The organism is Emticicia sp. SJ17W-69 (assembly GCF_051209875.1).
In the GTDB taxonomy this organism is placed as follows: Bacteria; Bacteroidota; Bacteroidia; order Cytophagales; family Spirosomataceae; genus Emticicia.
Genome location: NZ_JBNTQY010000004.1, coordinates 1 through 14,769, shown reverse-complemented (window position 1 = coordinate 14,769; position 14,769 = coordinate 1). Strand labels below are relative to the sequence as shown.

Annotated in this window: 13 protein-coding genes; 1 reads left to right on the top strand and 12 read right to left on the bottom strand. The window is 37.2% G+C overall.

Going from position 1 to position 14,769, the window contains the following annotated elements:
- The first annotated feature begins 109 nt into the window (after positions 1 to 109).
- Complete coding sequence (locus ACQUQZ_RS24850) at positions 110 to 829, top strand: NUDIX hydrolase (RefSeq protein WP_435357924.1); 720 nt, start codon at positions 110 to 112, stop codon at positions 827 to 829.
- A gap of 256 nt (positions 830 to 1,085) precedes the next feature.
- Here ACQUQZ_RS24850 and ACQUQZ_RS24845 read toward each other — a convergent pair whose 3' ends face one another.
- The 12 genes from ACQUQZ_RS24845 to ACQUQZ_RS24790 form a co-directional block, all read right to left on the bottom strand.
- A complete protein-coding gene (locus ACQUQZ_RS24845; protein WP_435357975.1) occupies positions 1,086 to 1,274 on the bottom strand; it encodes a hypothetical protein in 189 nt (62 codons plus the stop codon).
- A gap of 57 nt (positions 1,275 to 1,331) precedes the next feature.
- Complete coding sequence (gene fsa / locus ACQUQZ_RS24840; RefSeq protein WP_435357922.1) at positions 1,332 to 1,988, bottom strand: fructose-6-phosphate aldolase; 657 nt, start codon at positions 1,986 to 1,988, stop codon at positions 1,332 to 1,334.
- A gap of 41 nt (positions 1,989 to 2,029) precedes the next feature.
- The gene (locus tag ACQUQZ_RS24835; RefSeq protein WP_435357921.1) at positions 2,030 to 2,728 is read right to left on the bottom strand and encodes an L-ribulose-5-phosphate 4-epimerase; all 699 of its coding nucleotides are present in this window, start codon (positions 2,726 to 2,728) and stop codon (positions 2,030 to 2,032) included.
- A gap of 49 nt (positions 2,729 to 2,777) precedes the next feature.
- Positions 2,778 to 3,242, bottom strand: a complete 465-nt coding sequence (locus ACQUQZ_RS24830; protein ID WP_435357920.1) for a methylglyoxal synthase — start codon at positions 3,240 to 3,242, stop codon at positions 2,778 to 2,780.
- A gap of 73 nt (positions 3,243 to 3,315) precedes the next feature.
- Positions 3,316 to 4,806: an L-arabinose isomerase gene (araA, locus tag ACQUQZ_RS24825; RefSeq protein ID WP_435357918.1), complete on the bottom strand. Its 1,491-nt coding sequence runs from the start codon at positions 4,804 to 4,806 to the stop codon at positions 3,316 to 3,318.
- Positions 4,799 to 6,451, bottom strand: a complete 1,653-nt coding sequence (locus tag ACQUQZ_RS24820; RefSeq protein ID WP_435357916.1) for a ribulokinase — start codon at positions 6,449 to 6,451, stop codon at positions 4,799 to 4,801. The genes araA and ACQUQZ_RS24820 overlap by 8 nt, the downstream gene beginning before the upstream one ends.
- Positions 6,452 to 6,518: 67 nt before the next feature.
- The gene (locus ACQUQZ_RS24815) at positions 6,519 to 7,217 is read right to left on the bottom strand and encodes an NUDIX hydrolase (protein WP_435357914.1); all 699 of its coding nucleotides are present in this window, start codon (positions 7,215 to 7,217) and stop codon (positions 6,519 to 6,521) included.
- 256 nt (positions 7,218 to 7,473) lie between these two features.
- Positions 7,474 to 9,015 carry an alpha-N-arabinofuranosidase gene (locus tag ACQUQZ_RS24810; RefSeq protein WP_435357913.1) on the bottom strand — a complete coding sequence of 514 codons (1,542 nt, stop codon included), beginning with the start codon at positions 9,013 to 9,015 and terminating at the stop codon, positions 7,474 to 7,476.
- Between the two features lie 42 nt (positions 9,016 to 9,057).
- On the bottom strand, positions 9,058 to 11,277 hold the full coding sequence (locus tag ACQUQZ_RS24805; protein ID WP_435357911.1) for a beta-L-arabinofuranosidase domain-containing protein: 2,220 nt from the start codon (positions 11,275 to 11,277) through the stop codon (positions 9,058 to 9,060).
- Between the two features lie 247 nt (positions 11,278 to 11,524).
- Entirely contained in the window at positions 11,525 to 12,955 is a 1,431-nt protein-coding gene (locus tag ACQUQZ_RS24800) for a family 43 glycosylhydrolase (RefSeq protein ID WP_435357909.1), read from the bottom strand.
- A gap of 23 nt (positions 12,956 to 12,978) precedes the next feature.
- Positions 12,979 to 13,734, bottom strand: coding sequence for an acetylxylan esterase (locus ACQUQZ_RS24795; RefSeq protein ID WP_435357907.1), 756 nt, complete (start codon positions 13,732 to 13,734; stop codon positions 12,979 to 12,981).
- Between the two features lie 333 nt (positions 13,735 to 14,067).
- Positions 14,068 to 14,769: alpha/beta hydrolase (locus ACQUQZ_RS24790; RefSeq protein ID WP_435357906.1), on the bottom strand; the 702-nt coding region annotated here is incomplete at its 5' end.

Genomic DNA, 14,769 nt, shown 5'->3' with positions numbered 1-14,769 from the left:
TAAAAAAAAGATAATAAAGTTTTATTTTATTTTTTCACCAAATAATCATATTTATTGCTTCATTAAAATTCGATCATTAAGCGTATCTTTGTGATTTGAGAAAATTTCTATGTTTATGAGAGAATTTGGTAGAGAAAATTATATTTCAAACCTTTCGATTGATTGTGTAATATTTGGTTACGAAGAAAAAGAATTGAAAGTTTTGATTTCAAAATCAAGATTTGGCAATGATATTTGGAATTTACCAGGCGGATACATCAAAAAAAATGAAGGGATTGAAAAAGCTGCAAGTAGAATCCTGAAAGAACGAACTGCTCTTGAGAATATATACTTAGAACAATTTAGGGTTTTTGGTGACGAAAATAGAATAGTTAATAGCAAATTTAGAGATTTGCTAATGACTCAACTTAGCCAAAAATACAATGTTGCAGATGCCGAATGGATAACCAGTAGGTTTATATGTATTGGTTTTTATGCCTTGGTTGAAATTAGTAAAGTAACGCCACAAATCGGAGAACTTGATGAATACCTCGAATGGAGGAGTATCAAGGATATACCTGAAATGATTCACGACCACAACGAAATTTTGGAGTATGCCCTTGAAGCTCTCAGGCAAAATATTGACCAAAAACTCATTGGTTTTAATATGTTGCATGAAACTTTTACGATGCGTGAAGTACAAGAACTTTATGAAGCAGTTTATGACAAACAATTTGCCATGAATAACTTTCAAAAGAAAATTTTGGAATTAAATGTACTTGAACGTCTCGAAAAGAAGTTCACAGGAGCACAAAATAAAGCTCCGTATTTATACAGGTTTAAAAGATAAATCAAGTCATTGTTTATTTACATTATAGGTATTATCTTAGTAGGTATTATCGCATAATTGAAGTTCTGTTTTTATCTATGTTCGCAAATGATACTCCTAAATCATGCGTTGTTTTCTGAATTTCTATCGCTATTATTTTAGTTGCCAATAAAATTATAAATGGAGAACGGATAGTAAGGTAATCTTTTTTAAAGTGCTGAAACAGAAAAAAACCGCAATAGAATAATCTATTGCGGATTTCAAAAAAAACTAAATCTCACCTTTCTAATTTAAAATTTTTCTCTGTATTCGGACTTTGTTTGTTATTGGCTACTTTCCAGCCTGTTCTATACATCCAGTCAGCCATTTTCTTTAATTTTGGGAAATTAAAATTTTCTACCCTATCCTGAGGAGTGTGGTAATCAGGATGCAAAAGCGTGGTGTACATGAGTGAGGGAATACCCAAACGTGCATAAGGCAATTAGAATTAATAGCCTTTAGTATATATCAATGATGTCTTTATTTATCCATTTACTTTCTTATAATCAGCTAAGAATTTCTCTAAGCCGCTATCTGTAAGTGGATGTTTTAGTAATGCTAAAATTGCACTTAATGGACCTGTCATTACATCTGAGCCAATTTCAGCACATTTAATAATATGAATTGGGTGTCGAACAGAGGCTGCTAAAATTTGAGTTTGAAATCCATAATTATCAAAAATCACACGAATTTGTTGAATTAAATCTAAACCATTGACAGAGATATCATCTAAACGGCCAATAAATGGTGAAACATAAGTAGCTCCAGCTTTAGCTGCCAAAAGTGCTTGTCCCGCTGAAAACACCAATGTACAATTTGTTTTAATACCTTTTTGTGTAAAATACTTAATTGCTTTGATACCGTCTTTAATCATAGGCACTTTTACTACAATATTTGGATGCAAATCGGCCAATGCTTCACCCTCTTTTATCATCCCTTCAAAATCAGTAGAAATTACTTCTGCCGAAATCGGGCCATCTACAATTTCACAAATCGCTTTATAGTGGTTTAGAATATTCTCTTGGCCAGAAATGCCTTCTTTTGCCATTAACGATGGATTGGTTGTTACACCATCTAAAACACCCAAATCATTTGCTTCTTTAATTTCCGCCAAATTGGCTGTGTCGATAAAAAATTTCATTTTTTTTAATGTTTTTTTGTGATAATTTTTATGTTTTTTGATTAACAACCTTGTCCGTAGTAGGCATTTTTACCGTGTTTACGCTCATAATGTTTCATCCGTAATGTATCTTTTATTCTTGGCGTATTTGGGTTTATCTGAAGTGTAAGCATCGCCATTTTAGCCACTTCTTCCAAAACTGCCGCATTATATACTGATTTTTCGGCATTTTTTCCCCACGTAAAAGGCCCGTGATTTTGCAATAAAACCATTTCTACCTCTTTATACGAAAGGCTTTTTTCTTTGAAACAATCAAAGATTTGATTTCCAGTTTCAAATTCATAATCGCCTTCAATCATTTCATCGGTTAGCACTTTTGCACAAGGAATATCTTGGTGGGTGTGGTCGGCATGAGTCGTACCAAAAATAGGAATATCCATGCCCGCTTGAGCCCACGCTACTGCATAAGTACTATGTGTGTGCGTGATACCTCCAATATCGTCCCAATTTTTGTATAATTGAGCATGTGTTTTGGTATCAGAAGATGGCCGCATTTTACCTTCCACCACTTTTGCGTCATAATCCATAATTACAATGTCTTCTGGTTTTAGAAATTCGTAAGGTACACCGCTTGGTTTGATAGCAAAAACTGCCTTTTCTCGGTCAACTGCACTTACGTTCCCGAAAGTAAATAAAACCAAACCCAGTTTTGGAAGCATCATATTTGCCTCAAAACACTCTTCTTTTAAAGATTGATACATATCAATTTTTTATATTTTCATTGTAAGGATGATATATCTAACTGCATATTTATCCTATTCTTCTTTTTAAATAATTCTTATAATCAGGTACAACCGCTTCATATTCAGTGTGCATCAGTGCTGATGTCACTATATAATCCGCAGTTGCACGATCGCAAGCCATTGGAATATTCCACACCACCCCTAAACGTAACAAAGCTTTAATATCGGGGTCATGAGGCTGTGCTTCCATTGGATCCCAAAAGAAAAAAAGCATATCAATCTTCCCTTCGGCAATTAAAGCACCGATTTGTTGATCGCCACCCAAAGGACCACTCAATAATCTTACCACAGAAATATCCAGGGCTTCTTCGAGTAATTTACCTGTTGTTCCAGTAGCAAATAATTGATGTTTTGATAAAACAGCTTTATTATAAATCGCCCAGTCTATTAAATCATCTTTTTTATTATCATGTGCCACTAAGGCTATTCTTTTTCGTGCTAAAACTTTTTTAGAAATGAATGATTCTGCCATATTTTGTATAAAAGAATTGGTGACAGTAAATTAGTAAACAAACACTTACAAACTTACGGATTTTCCATTCTATTTATTTATAAGCAACATCATTAAATCTAAGCTCATTTTTCAAACCACGAATAGTAGTATCTTTATCAATTACCACCAACTCTACATCGAATAGCTCGGCCAAATCTTCAATGTACTCAGTAGTAAGGTTTTGACTATAAACTGTATGATGAGCTCCTCCTGCCAAAATCCAAGCTTGTAAACCAACTTCCATACTTGGTTGGGGTTTCCATAAAGCTCGTGCGGTGGGAAGTTTTGGAAACTCTTCTGTCACTTCAACAGCTTCTACTTCATTGACTATCAAGCGGAAGCGATTACCTAAATCAACCAATGATACGTTTAAGGCTGGCCCAGATGAAGCATTAAAAACCAAACGAACTGGGTCTTCTTTACCGCCAATTCCAAGCGGATGAACCTCGCATTTTACTTGATTGGCTGCAATGGATGGACAAATTTCGAGCATGTGTGACCCTAAAACCATCGGATTTGCTGGGTCGAAATGATAAGTGTAATCTTCCATAAATGAATTTCCTCCTTTCATTCCATTTGCCATCACTTTCATAATATGCACCATAGCTGATGTTTTCCAGTCACCTTCTCCTCCATAACCATAGCCAGCCGCCATCATACGTTGTGAACCTATCCCAGGAAGTTGACGCATACCATGAAGGTCTTCAAATGTATTTGTATAAGCAGAAAAGCCACCTTCTTCTAAGAATGCTTTCAAACCTAATTCAATACGTGCTGCTTCGACTAATGAACTACGTTTATCTCCATTTTTAGTCAACGAAGGCATCAAAGCATACGTGTCTTCATATTCTTGAATTAATTTACTAATTGCAGCATCAGAAATCTGATTGATTACTTGTACCAAATCACCAACAGCGTAAGTATTTACCGAAAATCCAAATTTCATTTCGGCTGCAACTTTATCGCCATCAGTCACTGCTACTTGACGCATGTTGTCACCAAAGCGGGCTACTTTCATGGTTTGCATTCTGTATTTTGCCACCGCCACACGTGTCCATACATTGATTTTTTCATGAACAGATGCTGCTTGCCAATGCCCGACCACAACCTTTCGATTCAATCGCATCTTTGACATAATATGACCAAATTCACGATCTCCATGAGCAGACTGATTAAGGTTCATGAAGTCCATGTCAATATCGGCATAAGGAATATCACGATTGAACTGCGTATGTAGGTGTAAAAGCGGTACTTGAAGAGCATTAAGACCACGAATCCACATTTTGGCGGGCGAAAAAGTGTGCATCCAAGTAATAATACCCACACAGTTTGGCGTAACATTGGCTTCTCTGCAAATCGTCAGGATTTCTTCTGGTGTTTTTACAACAGGTTTAAAAACAATCTTTACAGGAATTTTTGATGAATTATTAAGCGAGTCGGCAATAATTTTTGAATGTTCATCAACCTGACGGAGTGTTTCTTCACCGTATAAATGTTGGCTGCCAGTTATGAACCAAACCTCATAAGATTTTAAATCAAGCATTGTTTTCTATAAATTTTCCTAATTTCTGATATTTTCCATATAATTTTTGGTAAACCTCAACGTACTCCGCACGTGGCTCATAACGTGCATCGAAGCCAGACCCCATCGCTTTTTGTGCATCTCGGAGATTGGTATAAACACCAGCTGCAACAGAGGCATTCATGGCCGCTCCTAAAGCACACGCTTGGTCAGAACTTGCTACTTTTATTGGCATATTCAGCACATCTGAAAGCGTTTGCATGACAAAAGGTGATTTTTTTGCCACACCACCAATGGCAATTACTTGTTTGATTGGCACACCTTCATTGATAAATCTATCAACGATTGCTTTCGAACCAAACGCTGTAGCCTCAACAATCATTTTAAATATTTTGACGGCATCTGTGCCTAAATTCAGTCCTAAAAATGCTGCTTTTAGTTCGTGATTGGCATCGGGTGTGCGACGTCCATTTATCCAATCCGTTGCTACTGGGTCATTTTCAGAAATGGGCAAGAGAGCTGCTTTCTCTGATAAATATGGAATAAGTTTTTGTGATAATTCTTCAGCGGTTTTTTCGCCTAAAAGTTCACGTACAGGCTCAGTAATAACTCGCTGAAACCAAGCATAATAATCACCATAAGCTGATTGCCCAGCTTCCATTCCAAGCATATTTGGAATAATAGAGCCATCAACTTGTCCACAAATCCCTTTAATGAGTAAATGACCAATTTCGAGCGGTCCGTCGTTACGGTTTGGTGCAATGAGCATATCGCATGTAGATGTTCCCATTACTCTCACAAAATCATAGGGTTCGATTTCGGCTCCTACCGCACCCATGTGGCAGTCAAACGCACCTACGCCAATAACAACATTTGTAGATAGTCCCAGTTTTTCTGCCCATTCGCTTGAAATATTCCCCATTGATTCGTCAGAAGTGTAAGTATTTCTGAAAAGTCTTTCTCGTAAACCAGCCAAAAGTGGGTCAAGCTCTATAAAAAAATCTTCTGATGGCAAACCTTCAAATTCTTCATGCCACATGGCTTTGTGGCCCGCAGCACATCGTGAACGTTTCATTGTCAATGGATTTGTATTTCCAGTTAAAACAGCAGAAATCCAGTCACAGTGTTCGACCCACGAGAATGCTTTTGAACGAATACTCTCATCGACTCGAAGTGTACGGAGTATCTTTGCCCAAAACCATTCCGATGAATAAATTCCACCAACATATTTTGTATAATCTACCTCCCAATGATGAGCCAAATGATTGATTTCTTCTGCTTCGGCATTGGCAGTGTGGTCTTTCCAAAGAATAAACATTCCATTTGGATTTTCTGCAAAATCAGGTAATAATGCCAGTGGCGTGCCTTTTTCATCAACTGCTACGGGGGTTGACCCCGTGGTATCAATTGAAATTCCGACAATACTTTGCTTAATTACTTCCGAAAGGCCTTCTAATGCACCTTTGATTGCACTCTCAAGGCCTTCGAGGTAGTCAAGTGGGTGTTGTCTAAACTGAGAAATTGAAGGATTACAGTATAAACCTTGTTTCCATCGTTCATAATAATGCACGGCTGTACCAATGTTTTCGCCAGTTTGGTTGTTTACCACCAATGCTCTCACTGAATCAGTTCCGTAGTCAATTCCGATTGTAAATGTCGTTTTCATATTATTTGTGTCAAATTAACACATTATATTTTAAACCTTAAAAATTTAGACTATATTTATTTTTATTTTATCTCATAGAATCAGAAATAAAATAATGAAAAGCATTAAATTTATTTTGGTATTTCTCTTTATCAAGACGATAAAGGATAGCTTTTTTAGTGGTCGATTGCTGATTTTTTTCACCAGTATCAATTAATAGATTTGCCGATAAAATTTTTCGACTAAAATTTCTTCTATCAAGCGGTGTCTGATAAATAGCTTCGTAAAGTTTTTGTAGCTGTGGAATAGTAAATTTTTCAGGTAAAAGTTCAAAACCAATTGGGTGTAAAGCTGCCTTGTATCGAAGTCTTTCGAGGGCAACATTTACCATTTCATTATGGTCAAAAATAAGATCAGGCTTATTTTCGATGTTTATCCAAAAAGCATTTTGTGCTTTTACTGCATCTTGGTCATGAGCATGAATATTAATCAAAGCAAAGAAACAAACTGAGAGCGTGCGTTCAACTGGGTCACGATTGACTTTCCCAAAGGTCTGAATTTCTTCAAAATAAATATCTTTCAAGCCCGTCAAATCATACAAAATTCGATTTGTTGCAACTTCCAGGTCTTCGTTTTCTTCTAAAAACCCGCCCATTAATGACCACTTACCCTTCTCTGGCTCAAAGTTTCTTTTCACCAACAGAAGTTTTAGGGCGTCTCCATCAAAACCAAAAACTATACAATCAAGTGCAACAAGAATTCGGGTTGAATGATGGTACTTTTCCATTAAGTTTCAATAAATAATTTAGTTTTTATCGGTCCGTTTTTATTCGTAAAAAAACAAAGACTTTGCGATTTCAAACATCGATTTTGTAAGAATTACTAAATTAATTTATTATGTACATACTAATTGCACACAATTAAATTATGTAAAAGTAGCATATATTTTGTTTTTGGACAATATTCTTTGCCCAATATTTAAAAATCATACTTTCCAGATTGAAAAGTATGATTTTTAAAAAAGTTTACAATAAGAATCTTGATTATTTTATTGCTTTTAGAACAATGACTGAATAAGCAGGTATTGAAAGTTTTAAAATTCCTTTTTCAAGTTTTGCCCCAGTGAAGTCTTTGATGGCTACTTTATTTGGTTGTTCAAAGGTATTATGGTCGCTGATATTTGCTGATGACAAAATTTGACCAGACACTTTGCTGAAATCCTCCCCTCTTAAATTAATTGTAACTTCATGAGGTTTGCTAAAATCAATATTTGTTAATGAAATATTCAATGCTCCAGTCGCATCTTTTGAAGCTGATGCAGAAACTGCTCTGAGCTTTTTTTCTTGAAAAGTATAGGTTGGTGACTCAATGCTCATCGGAACAAGTGTAGCATCTTGATGCACATTATACATTTTCATTACATGAAAAGTAGGCGTAAGCAACATTTTTTCTTCATTCGTTAGAATCACAGCCTGTAAAACATTCACGATTTGAGCCAAATTTGCCCCACGAACTCGCTCGGCATGGTTATTGAAAATATTAAGTGTAAGACCGGCAATCATGGCATCACGCATGGTATTTTGTTGATATAAAGCACCTTTTCCTTCGGCATCGGTTTCGTACCAACCACCCCACTCGTCAACGATTAAGTCGATTTTCTTTTCGGGGTCATATTTATCCATGATTGTGCTGTGTTTTGTCACAAACTCTTCCATTTTCCAAGCTTCTTCCATAGTTTTGAAGTACTGAGCTTCTGTAAAACCAACAGCAGGGCCTTTGGTATCTCGCCAGCTTAACACCGAATAATGATGTAGAGCCAATGCCGACATCATATTGTGTGGGATATTTTTCATCAAAGTTTCGGTCCAAGCAAAATCATCGCTACTTGCACCCGATGCTACTTTATAAAGTTTCGATTCAGGCGTAATATCTTTCATGAAAGTAGCATACTGACGATAAATATTGGCGTAATATTCGGCCGTCATATTGCCACCACACCCCCAAGCTTCGTTGCCAACTCCCCAAATTTTTACATTCCAAGGTTGTTTACGACCATTTTGAATACGGAGGTCAGACATCGGGCTTCCCGTTGGTTGATTAACGTAGCTTACCCAGTCAGCTAAATCTTTTACCGAGCCACTTCCTACATTACCTGCCAAATACGGTTCGGCACCGATACGTTCGCACAAATCAAGGAAATCGTGTGTACCAAAACTATTATCTTCTGTTACCCCACCCCACCAAACGTTCACCATTTTAGGACGACTGGCTTTCGGCCCGATGCCATCTTTCCATTGGTAAGCATCGGCAAAACATCCACCTGGCCAACGAAGATTTGGCACCTTTAGGTCTTTGAGAGCTGCAATTACGTCATTCCTGACACCAGCAGTGTTAGGAATTTTAGTGTTTCCTTCGCCTACATACATTCCACCATAAATACAGCGACCGAGGTGTTCGGCAAAGTGTCCGTAAATGTGTTTACTGATTTTTGTTTTGGCCAAATCAGTATTAAGGGTAATTTTTGTTTGAGCTGTGGCCGATAGCATAGCACAACCAGCAATAAAAAATAAAATTGTTTTTTTCACCTTATTAAGTATTGGGGTTTTAGATGTATTTATATTGGAAATTTATTCTTTTAAAATTCTGAATTGATAAAAACGTGGCGAAACAATATTATTTTTAGCCATAATTTTTATGTGAATTGCCTCATCATCACTAGCATTTATTCTTAATGTTTTGTTATCGACTTTTGTTGGTTCGATAAGTTTATCATTGATAAATATTTGAATATTGTCGCTGTTGATATTATCTAAAGTGCTTATTTCGAGATACTTACCAACTTTTTGATGGTTTTGTAATTGATAAGAAATGTAGGAGCGAGTATTTCTCCAAAAATGCTCATCGTCGTATCCTACATCACTTTTTTCACCTTTGTATGAATGGTCAACTTCGGGTTGCTGTTCGCCACAATTTACTTTATCAACCGTTCTGGCTTCAATTGCCAAAGTTTCTGCCTCTTTTTGTTTTAGATTGCTTTGATAAGTATCATAGGCTTTCTTGTCAAATGTTTGAAAATACATTTGATAACGTGAATCGTGTATTTCGTAAAAAGGCTGTAAAGTAAGCGAATCTAAATTAAATCTAAGGTTTTTATGAGGCTTTATTTTTGAAAGAAAGTTACCCGAATCATCCACAACTGCGTATGCCTTATTGATAGGAAAAAGTTTGCCTTTTGTCTCGTGGCCCATGCGGCTATCATCGGCAAAAAGACCTTTTAGATCTTCTGTTGAGGTTTTGGCGGCCAAGACAATCGGCCCATGCACAAATGCAGCCCAATTAGAACCATCAGGTAAGTATTCGAGATGCGTTTTCATTTCAAATTCAATCGAAACCTTATCTCCATTTTTCCAATTTCTACTAAGGCTCATGTATGCTGATGGTTGGTCATTTATAGTTTGGACTTTGCCATTCACCCTTACTTTTACACTTTCAGCCCATTTCGGGCAGCGAATATTGAGTGAAAATGTTTGAGGTTTTGCCAGTTTCAACACCAATTCCGAATTGTTTTTGTAAGGAAAATCTGTGTTTTGGCTTAATTGAATGCCTTTTTCTTGCCAATTCAAAACTGAAGGAATAAACAAATTGACGAAAATATCTTTATCAGAATGGCTGTAAATCAATTCGCCGTATTTGGTATGGTTCTCTATCCCCGAACCTACGCAGCACCACATACTCGTACTAGGTTGAGAATAAACTCGATAATGATTGGGACGAATAGGGGTAAAATAAACAAAACCACCTTTTTCGGGATGCTGGCTTGATAAAATGTGATTGTAGAGTGTTCGCTCATAAAAATCGAGATAACTGATGTCATTTTTATCCAGAAACAAAGCCATACTCAACCGAAGGATATTGAAACTATTGCAGGTTTCGGGGCCTTGATTACTTTCCAGCATTTTCTTGAAGTCGTTGGTAGGATTGAAATGCTCACGCACACTATTGCCACCAAATGCCACACTTCGGGTTTGAGAAACATTTTTCCAGAAATACTGGGCTGCATCTGACCACTCGGCGTTGTTGGTCAATTTAGCAATTTTCTCAAAGCCAATAACTTTTGGAATTTGGGTGTTGGCGTGTAGGCCAGTGAGTTTATCTTGTTTGGCAAGTAATGGGTTTAAAAGGTTTCGATGAGAGAGTTTGTGAGCAAGGTCCAAATATTTTTTATCTTTTGTGATGATAAATAAATCAGCAAAAACTTCATTCATTCCTCCATGTTCAGTGCGTAATACTTGCTGAATTTGCTCATCGCTCAGTGGTTTTATGAGTTCGGCGAACCAATCTCCCAAACCAATAAAAACCTGTTTTGCTTGTTGATTATCAGCAAATTGATAAGCGTCTCTCAAACCAGCAAAAAGTTTATGAATGTTATAAAGTGGAACCCACGTGTTGTTCAAACCAAAACTACTTCCATCAATATCCCCATTGTGAATTCGCTCCCAAAATACCTTACCATTGGGTATTCCGCCCACATAACCATTGCCGTTTTTTGCTTGACAACGGGCCAGTTCACCGACCATATACTGCAAGCGAGTTTTCATTTCGGCATTGCTGGTGCTTGCATACATCATGGCCAAAGCAGATAAATAATGTCCGCCTATATGCCCATCTAAACCCGAACTTTCCCAGTTTCCATAACGCTCGGCTTTTAGTGGCAATCCTGCATCCATCAAATAGGGAGCCAGTAATTTATCAGGATTTAAAGCCAAAATATACTTTAAATCTACTTCTTGAGCATTTTTGAAAATGCCTTTTGACAACTTTACATCTTGCAAGGCAAAGGGTTGCATTTGTGCAAAGGAGCAATAAAAACAAAAAGATAACAGAATACTAAATGAGTATTTCAAAACTTAAATTATATTAAATAAAACAATGGTAAAAATATTTATGATTTACTTCAAATATGCCGTTGGGTGTTTCACGGATGCTTTTCCAGCTACCATCAATTGGATTTTGGGTAAATGCCACGACGCTGAAAATTGATAATGATAAAGAAAAAAGCTTTTCAATTTTGCCTATTCGCTCTACAAACCACAATTAATGCACTCTGAAATTCCATTTAGAATTATCGCTATCAAAGTCAAATTCGGCAAGTGTTGGTGTGCTATCTCCTGCTGAAACTAATGCTAATTTTTTGCTTGAATTTGGTACTACCTTGGGCATTATTCTATAAGTGCCGTCAGTCAATTGGTCAATTCTCCATAATTGTTCTGGGCTACCTGTAAAGGCAGGGACAGTTATCACCTGAGCATCGGCGGTTGCGGCTAATGCTCGTTCGGTACCTGCTAATACAATTTTATAATACGGACCTCCTAAATAACCCGTAGAATCAGGGGCATCGGTAATAGTCCATTTTTGATGCGGTCGATACATATAATCTCCTATTCGGACATTAATATTACCTGTTGGCCAACTTTTGATTACATCGGCTAATTCCTGAGCAGGTACTGGTTTAATAGGCTCGTTATTTGTTTGTCCAAAGCCACGTTGAGCACCAGCCATTCTACTAAAATCTACTGCGAGTTCTAAGCCATATCCTCTTCTAACCGATTCTATTTCATAAGTTCCTTCTTTAAATTTTTCACCAGCTACTGGCCAGCCATCTTTCCAGACTATAGGAAGGATACCCAATACACTGCGGCCACTCTGGTCTAAATCTGCCTCATAATGAATTGACATTTTTTCAATACCTTTTTCAAGAATTATTCGTCCAAAGTGGCCAGGACCTATCTGTCTCCCACGTGTAGCCACCACCATTTTACCACCGCCTTCCATCATGCTTCTACCTACGTTATCAATGTAAGGCCCTGTTACTTTTTTCGAACGACCCACTACCACATTATAAGTTGAGTTTGCACCATCGCAACAACTACCGTGTGTAGCAAGCAAATAATACCAGCCATCTCGATATATCAAATCGGCGGCCTCACACACTATTGCCACATCTACGGGCTTATTTCCAGCTTTAAGTTTACCTGACTTTGGGTCTAATTCTATAATGCGAGTGAATCCATAATAAGTGCCGTAGGCTAACCAGAGGCGACCAGTTGTGGGGTCTAACATTATACCTGGGTCTATGGCATCGTTTTCTTCATAGCCATCAGAAGTAGCCACGATGATGGGTTCAGAATATTTAAAGTCGGGCGATTTTGGGTCGAGCGTCTTATTCCACATAGTGTAAATGATACCCTTGTGCGAAGGACTGCCACCAGTTGCTCCATAAACCACTAAATAGCGGTCGCCAATTTTTATGGCATCGGGAGCAGCACCTCCACCTGGTCTTACACCCCCACCAAACCATGACCAACCATCTTCTGATATTAATCCTCCGCCACCTGTTCCGAAGGTGTAGAATTTTCCGTCACATTCTATAATGGTTGATGGGTCATGGATAAAAGGCTTGCCAACTTGGGCTAATATTGTATTTGTGAGTAATACTGCTAAAAAAGCAATTAGTTTAAATTTCATCTTTGTAAAATTAGGATTGGATTTTAATCTTTGCTGATACTGATATTTTTAACAGGCTTGCCCTTTTCATCAATAAAACGAAGGCAAAAATTGGCCATACCAGGGCCGTTAATTACTGCTCCACGAACAATATTTTTCCCCTTTTTTAAGGTTATTAATGGTGAAGCCACGTTGTCAACAATCATGTCTCTATCACCAGAAAGCATAAGTGCTTCTTGACCATTGAGCCAAAACATCCCTCCCGAATTACATCCGGCAGTCATTCTTACATGCTGTATTTCCTCTGCACAGTCAATAACCGTAACCAACCAAAAAAGTAATCCATACTTTGGTTTGTTGATGTCATAAGAAAAATTAAACAGATTAAAATTAAAGGTTTTACTATCGAGAGCATACCAGTCGAGGTCTTGATTTCCGACCTTCACCATTTCACCAGGCTTTGGTATCAATAAATAATCTTCCGAAAAATTATTGTTTTTGAACTCATTGCGTAAATAATTGTCCGTGAAAATATTATTTCTTGCAATGTCTTTCTTGATTGGTTCCAACACCAGCCATCTATGTATAAAACCATTCTCATACGGAGGTATTTTGGTATTATTAGCAAATTTAAAGTGCCTTGTTAAAGTATGCGAGGTGTCGCCTTTTAAGGGTATTGGTGGGAGCGGTGCTCTTTGCTGACCAGGAGGTTGGGCAATAGCTTTGTCAATAAGAATTTGTACACTAAGAAACAAAATAAATGACAAAGTAGTAACCAATGATTTACGTATTTTTTTCATCGTTTGAGTTCTTTAAAAATAACTTTTCTAAAATTTTAGATACTTTTTATATTTTTGACATAAATACAAATTGGTTTGTTCATCATTTTTAATCATATCCTCTAATTCTTGAACAGAAATATCAAGTTTTCTGTGGTCAACCAATGCTTTTGCCAATGGTGGAACTGGGCGTGCTTTTAAATTATTTGAACTCTTCTACAAATCCTGCTGAGCCATCTCTAAGTGACCCAGCAAGATTTCCTTAATAAATATGATATGGCAATGGTAATAAATGGATATTTTTCAATAAACTTTCGACAATGTCCGTCTTCGCTATTGATAATACTTTGTCTTTTATTTGAATAATAACTGCGAAAATTCGTAAATATCATGACGCCAAACTGGCCAAGTATGTCCGCCTGCATATTCGCTATATTTATATTTGATACCCATTTCATCAAATTTCTGCATCATAATTTGGCAATTAGCGTGGGCTATATCTTCTTTGCCACCTTGCGAAATCCAAAACTCTTTGATATTGGCATTTATTTTATCTTTATTGGTCTTCATGAATTCGTATTGTGGGTCTGAAAGTTTGGTATTATTGGCCCACCAGCCCGAACTGAATACGCCGAGATAATTGAATACATCGGAGTTGCGAACACCAGCGTGTAAAGTTTGTAAACCACCCATCGAAAGACCTGCCAAAGCACGATTTTTAGCCTCGTTCGAAACTTTAAAATTGGCTTCTACGAATGGAATTACTGCATTTTTGAGTTCGTTTTCAAACTGATTGAGTTGTTGGATACCAAATCCTGCCGGGCCACCACCACCTTGAAAATTACCATCCATCATGACAATTACCATTGGTTTTGCTTTATTTTCGGCAATGAGGTTATCCAAAATCAAATCGGTTCTGCCTTGGGTAGCCCAACCACGTTGGTCTTCACCACCACCGTGAAGTAGGTAAACGGCTGGATATTTTTCAGTAGCATTATCGTAGCCTGGTGGCGTATAAACATACATTTCTCGCCAAGAGTTAGTGGCTTTTGAAAA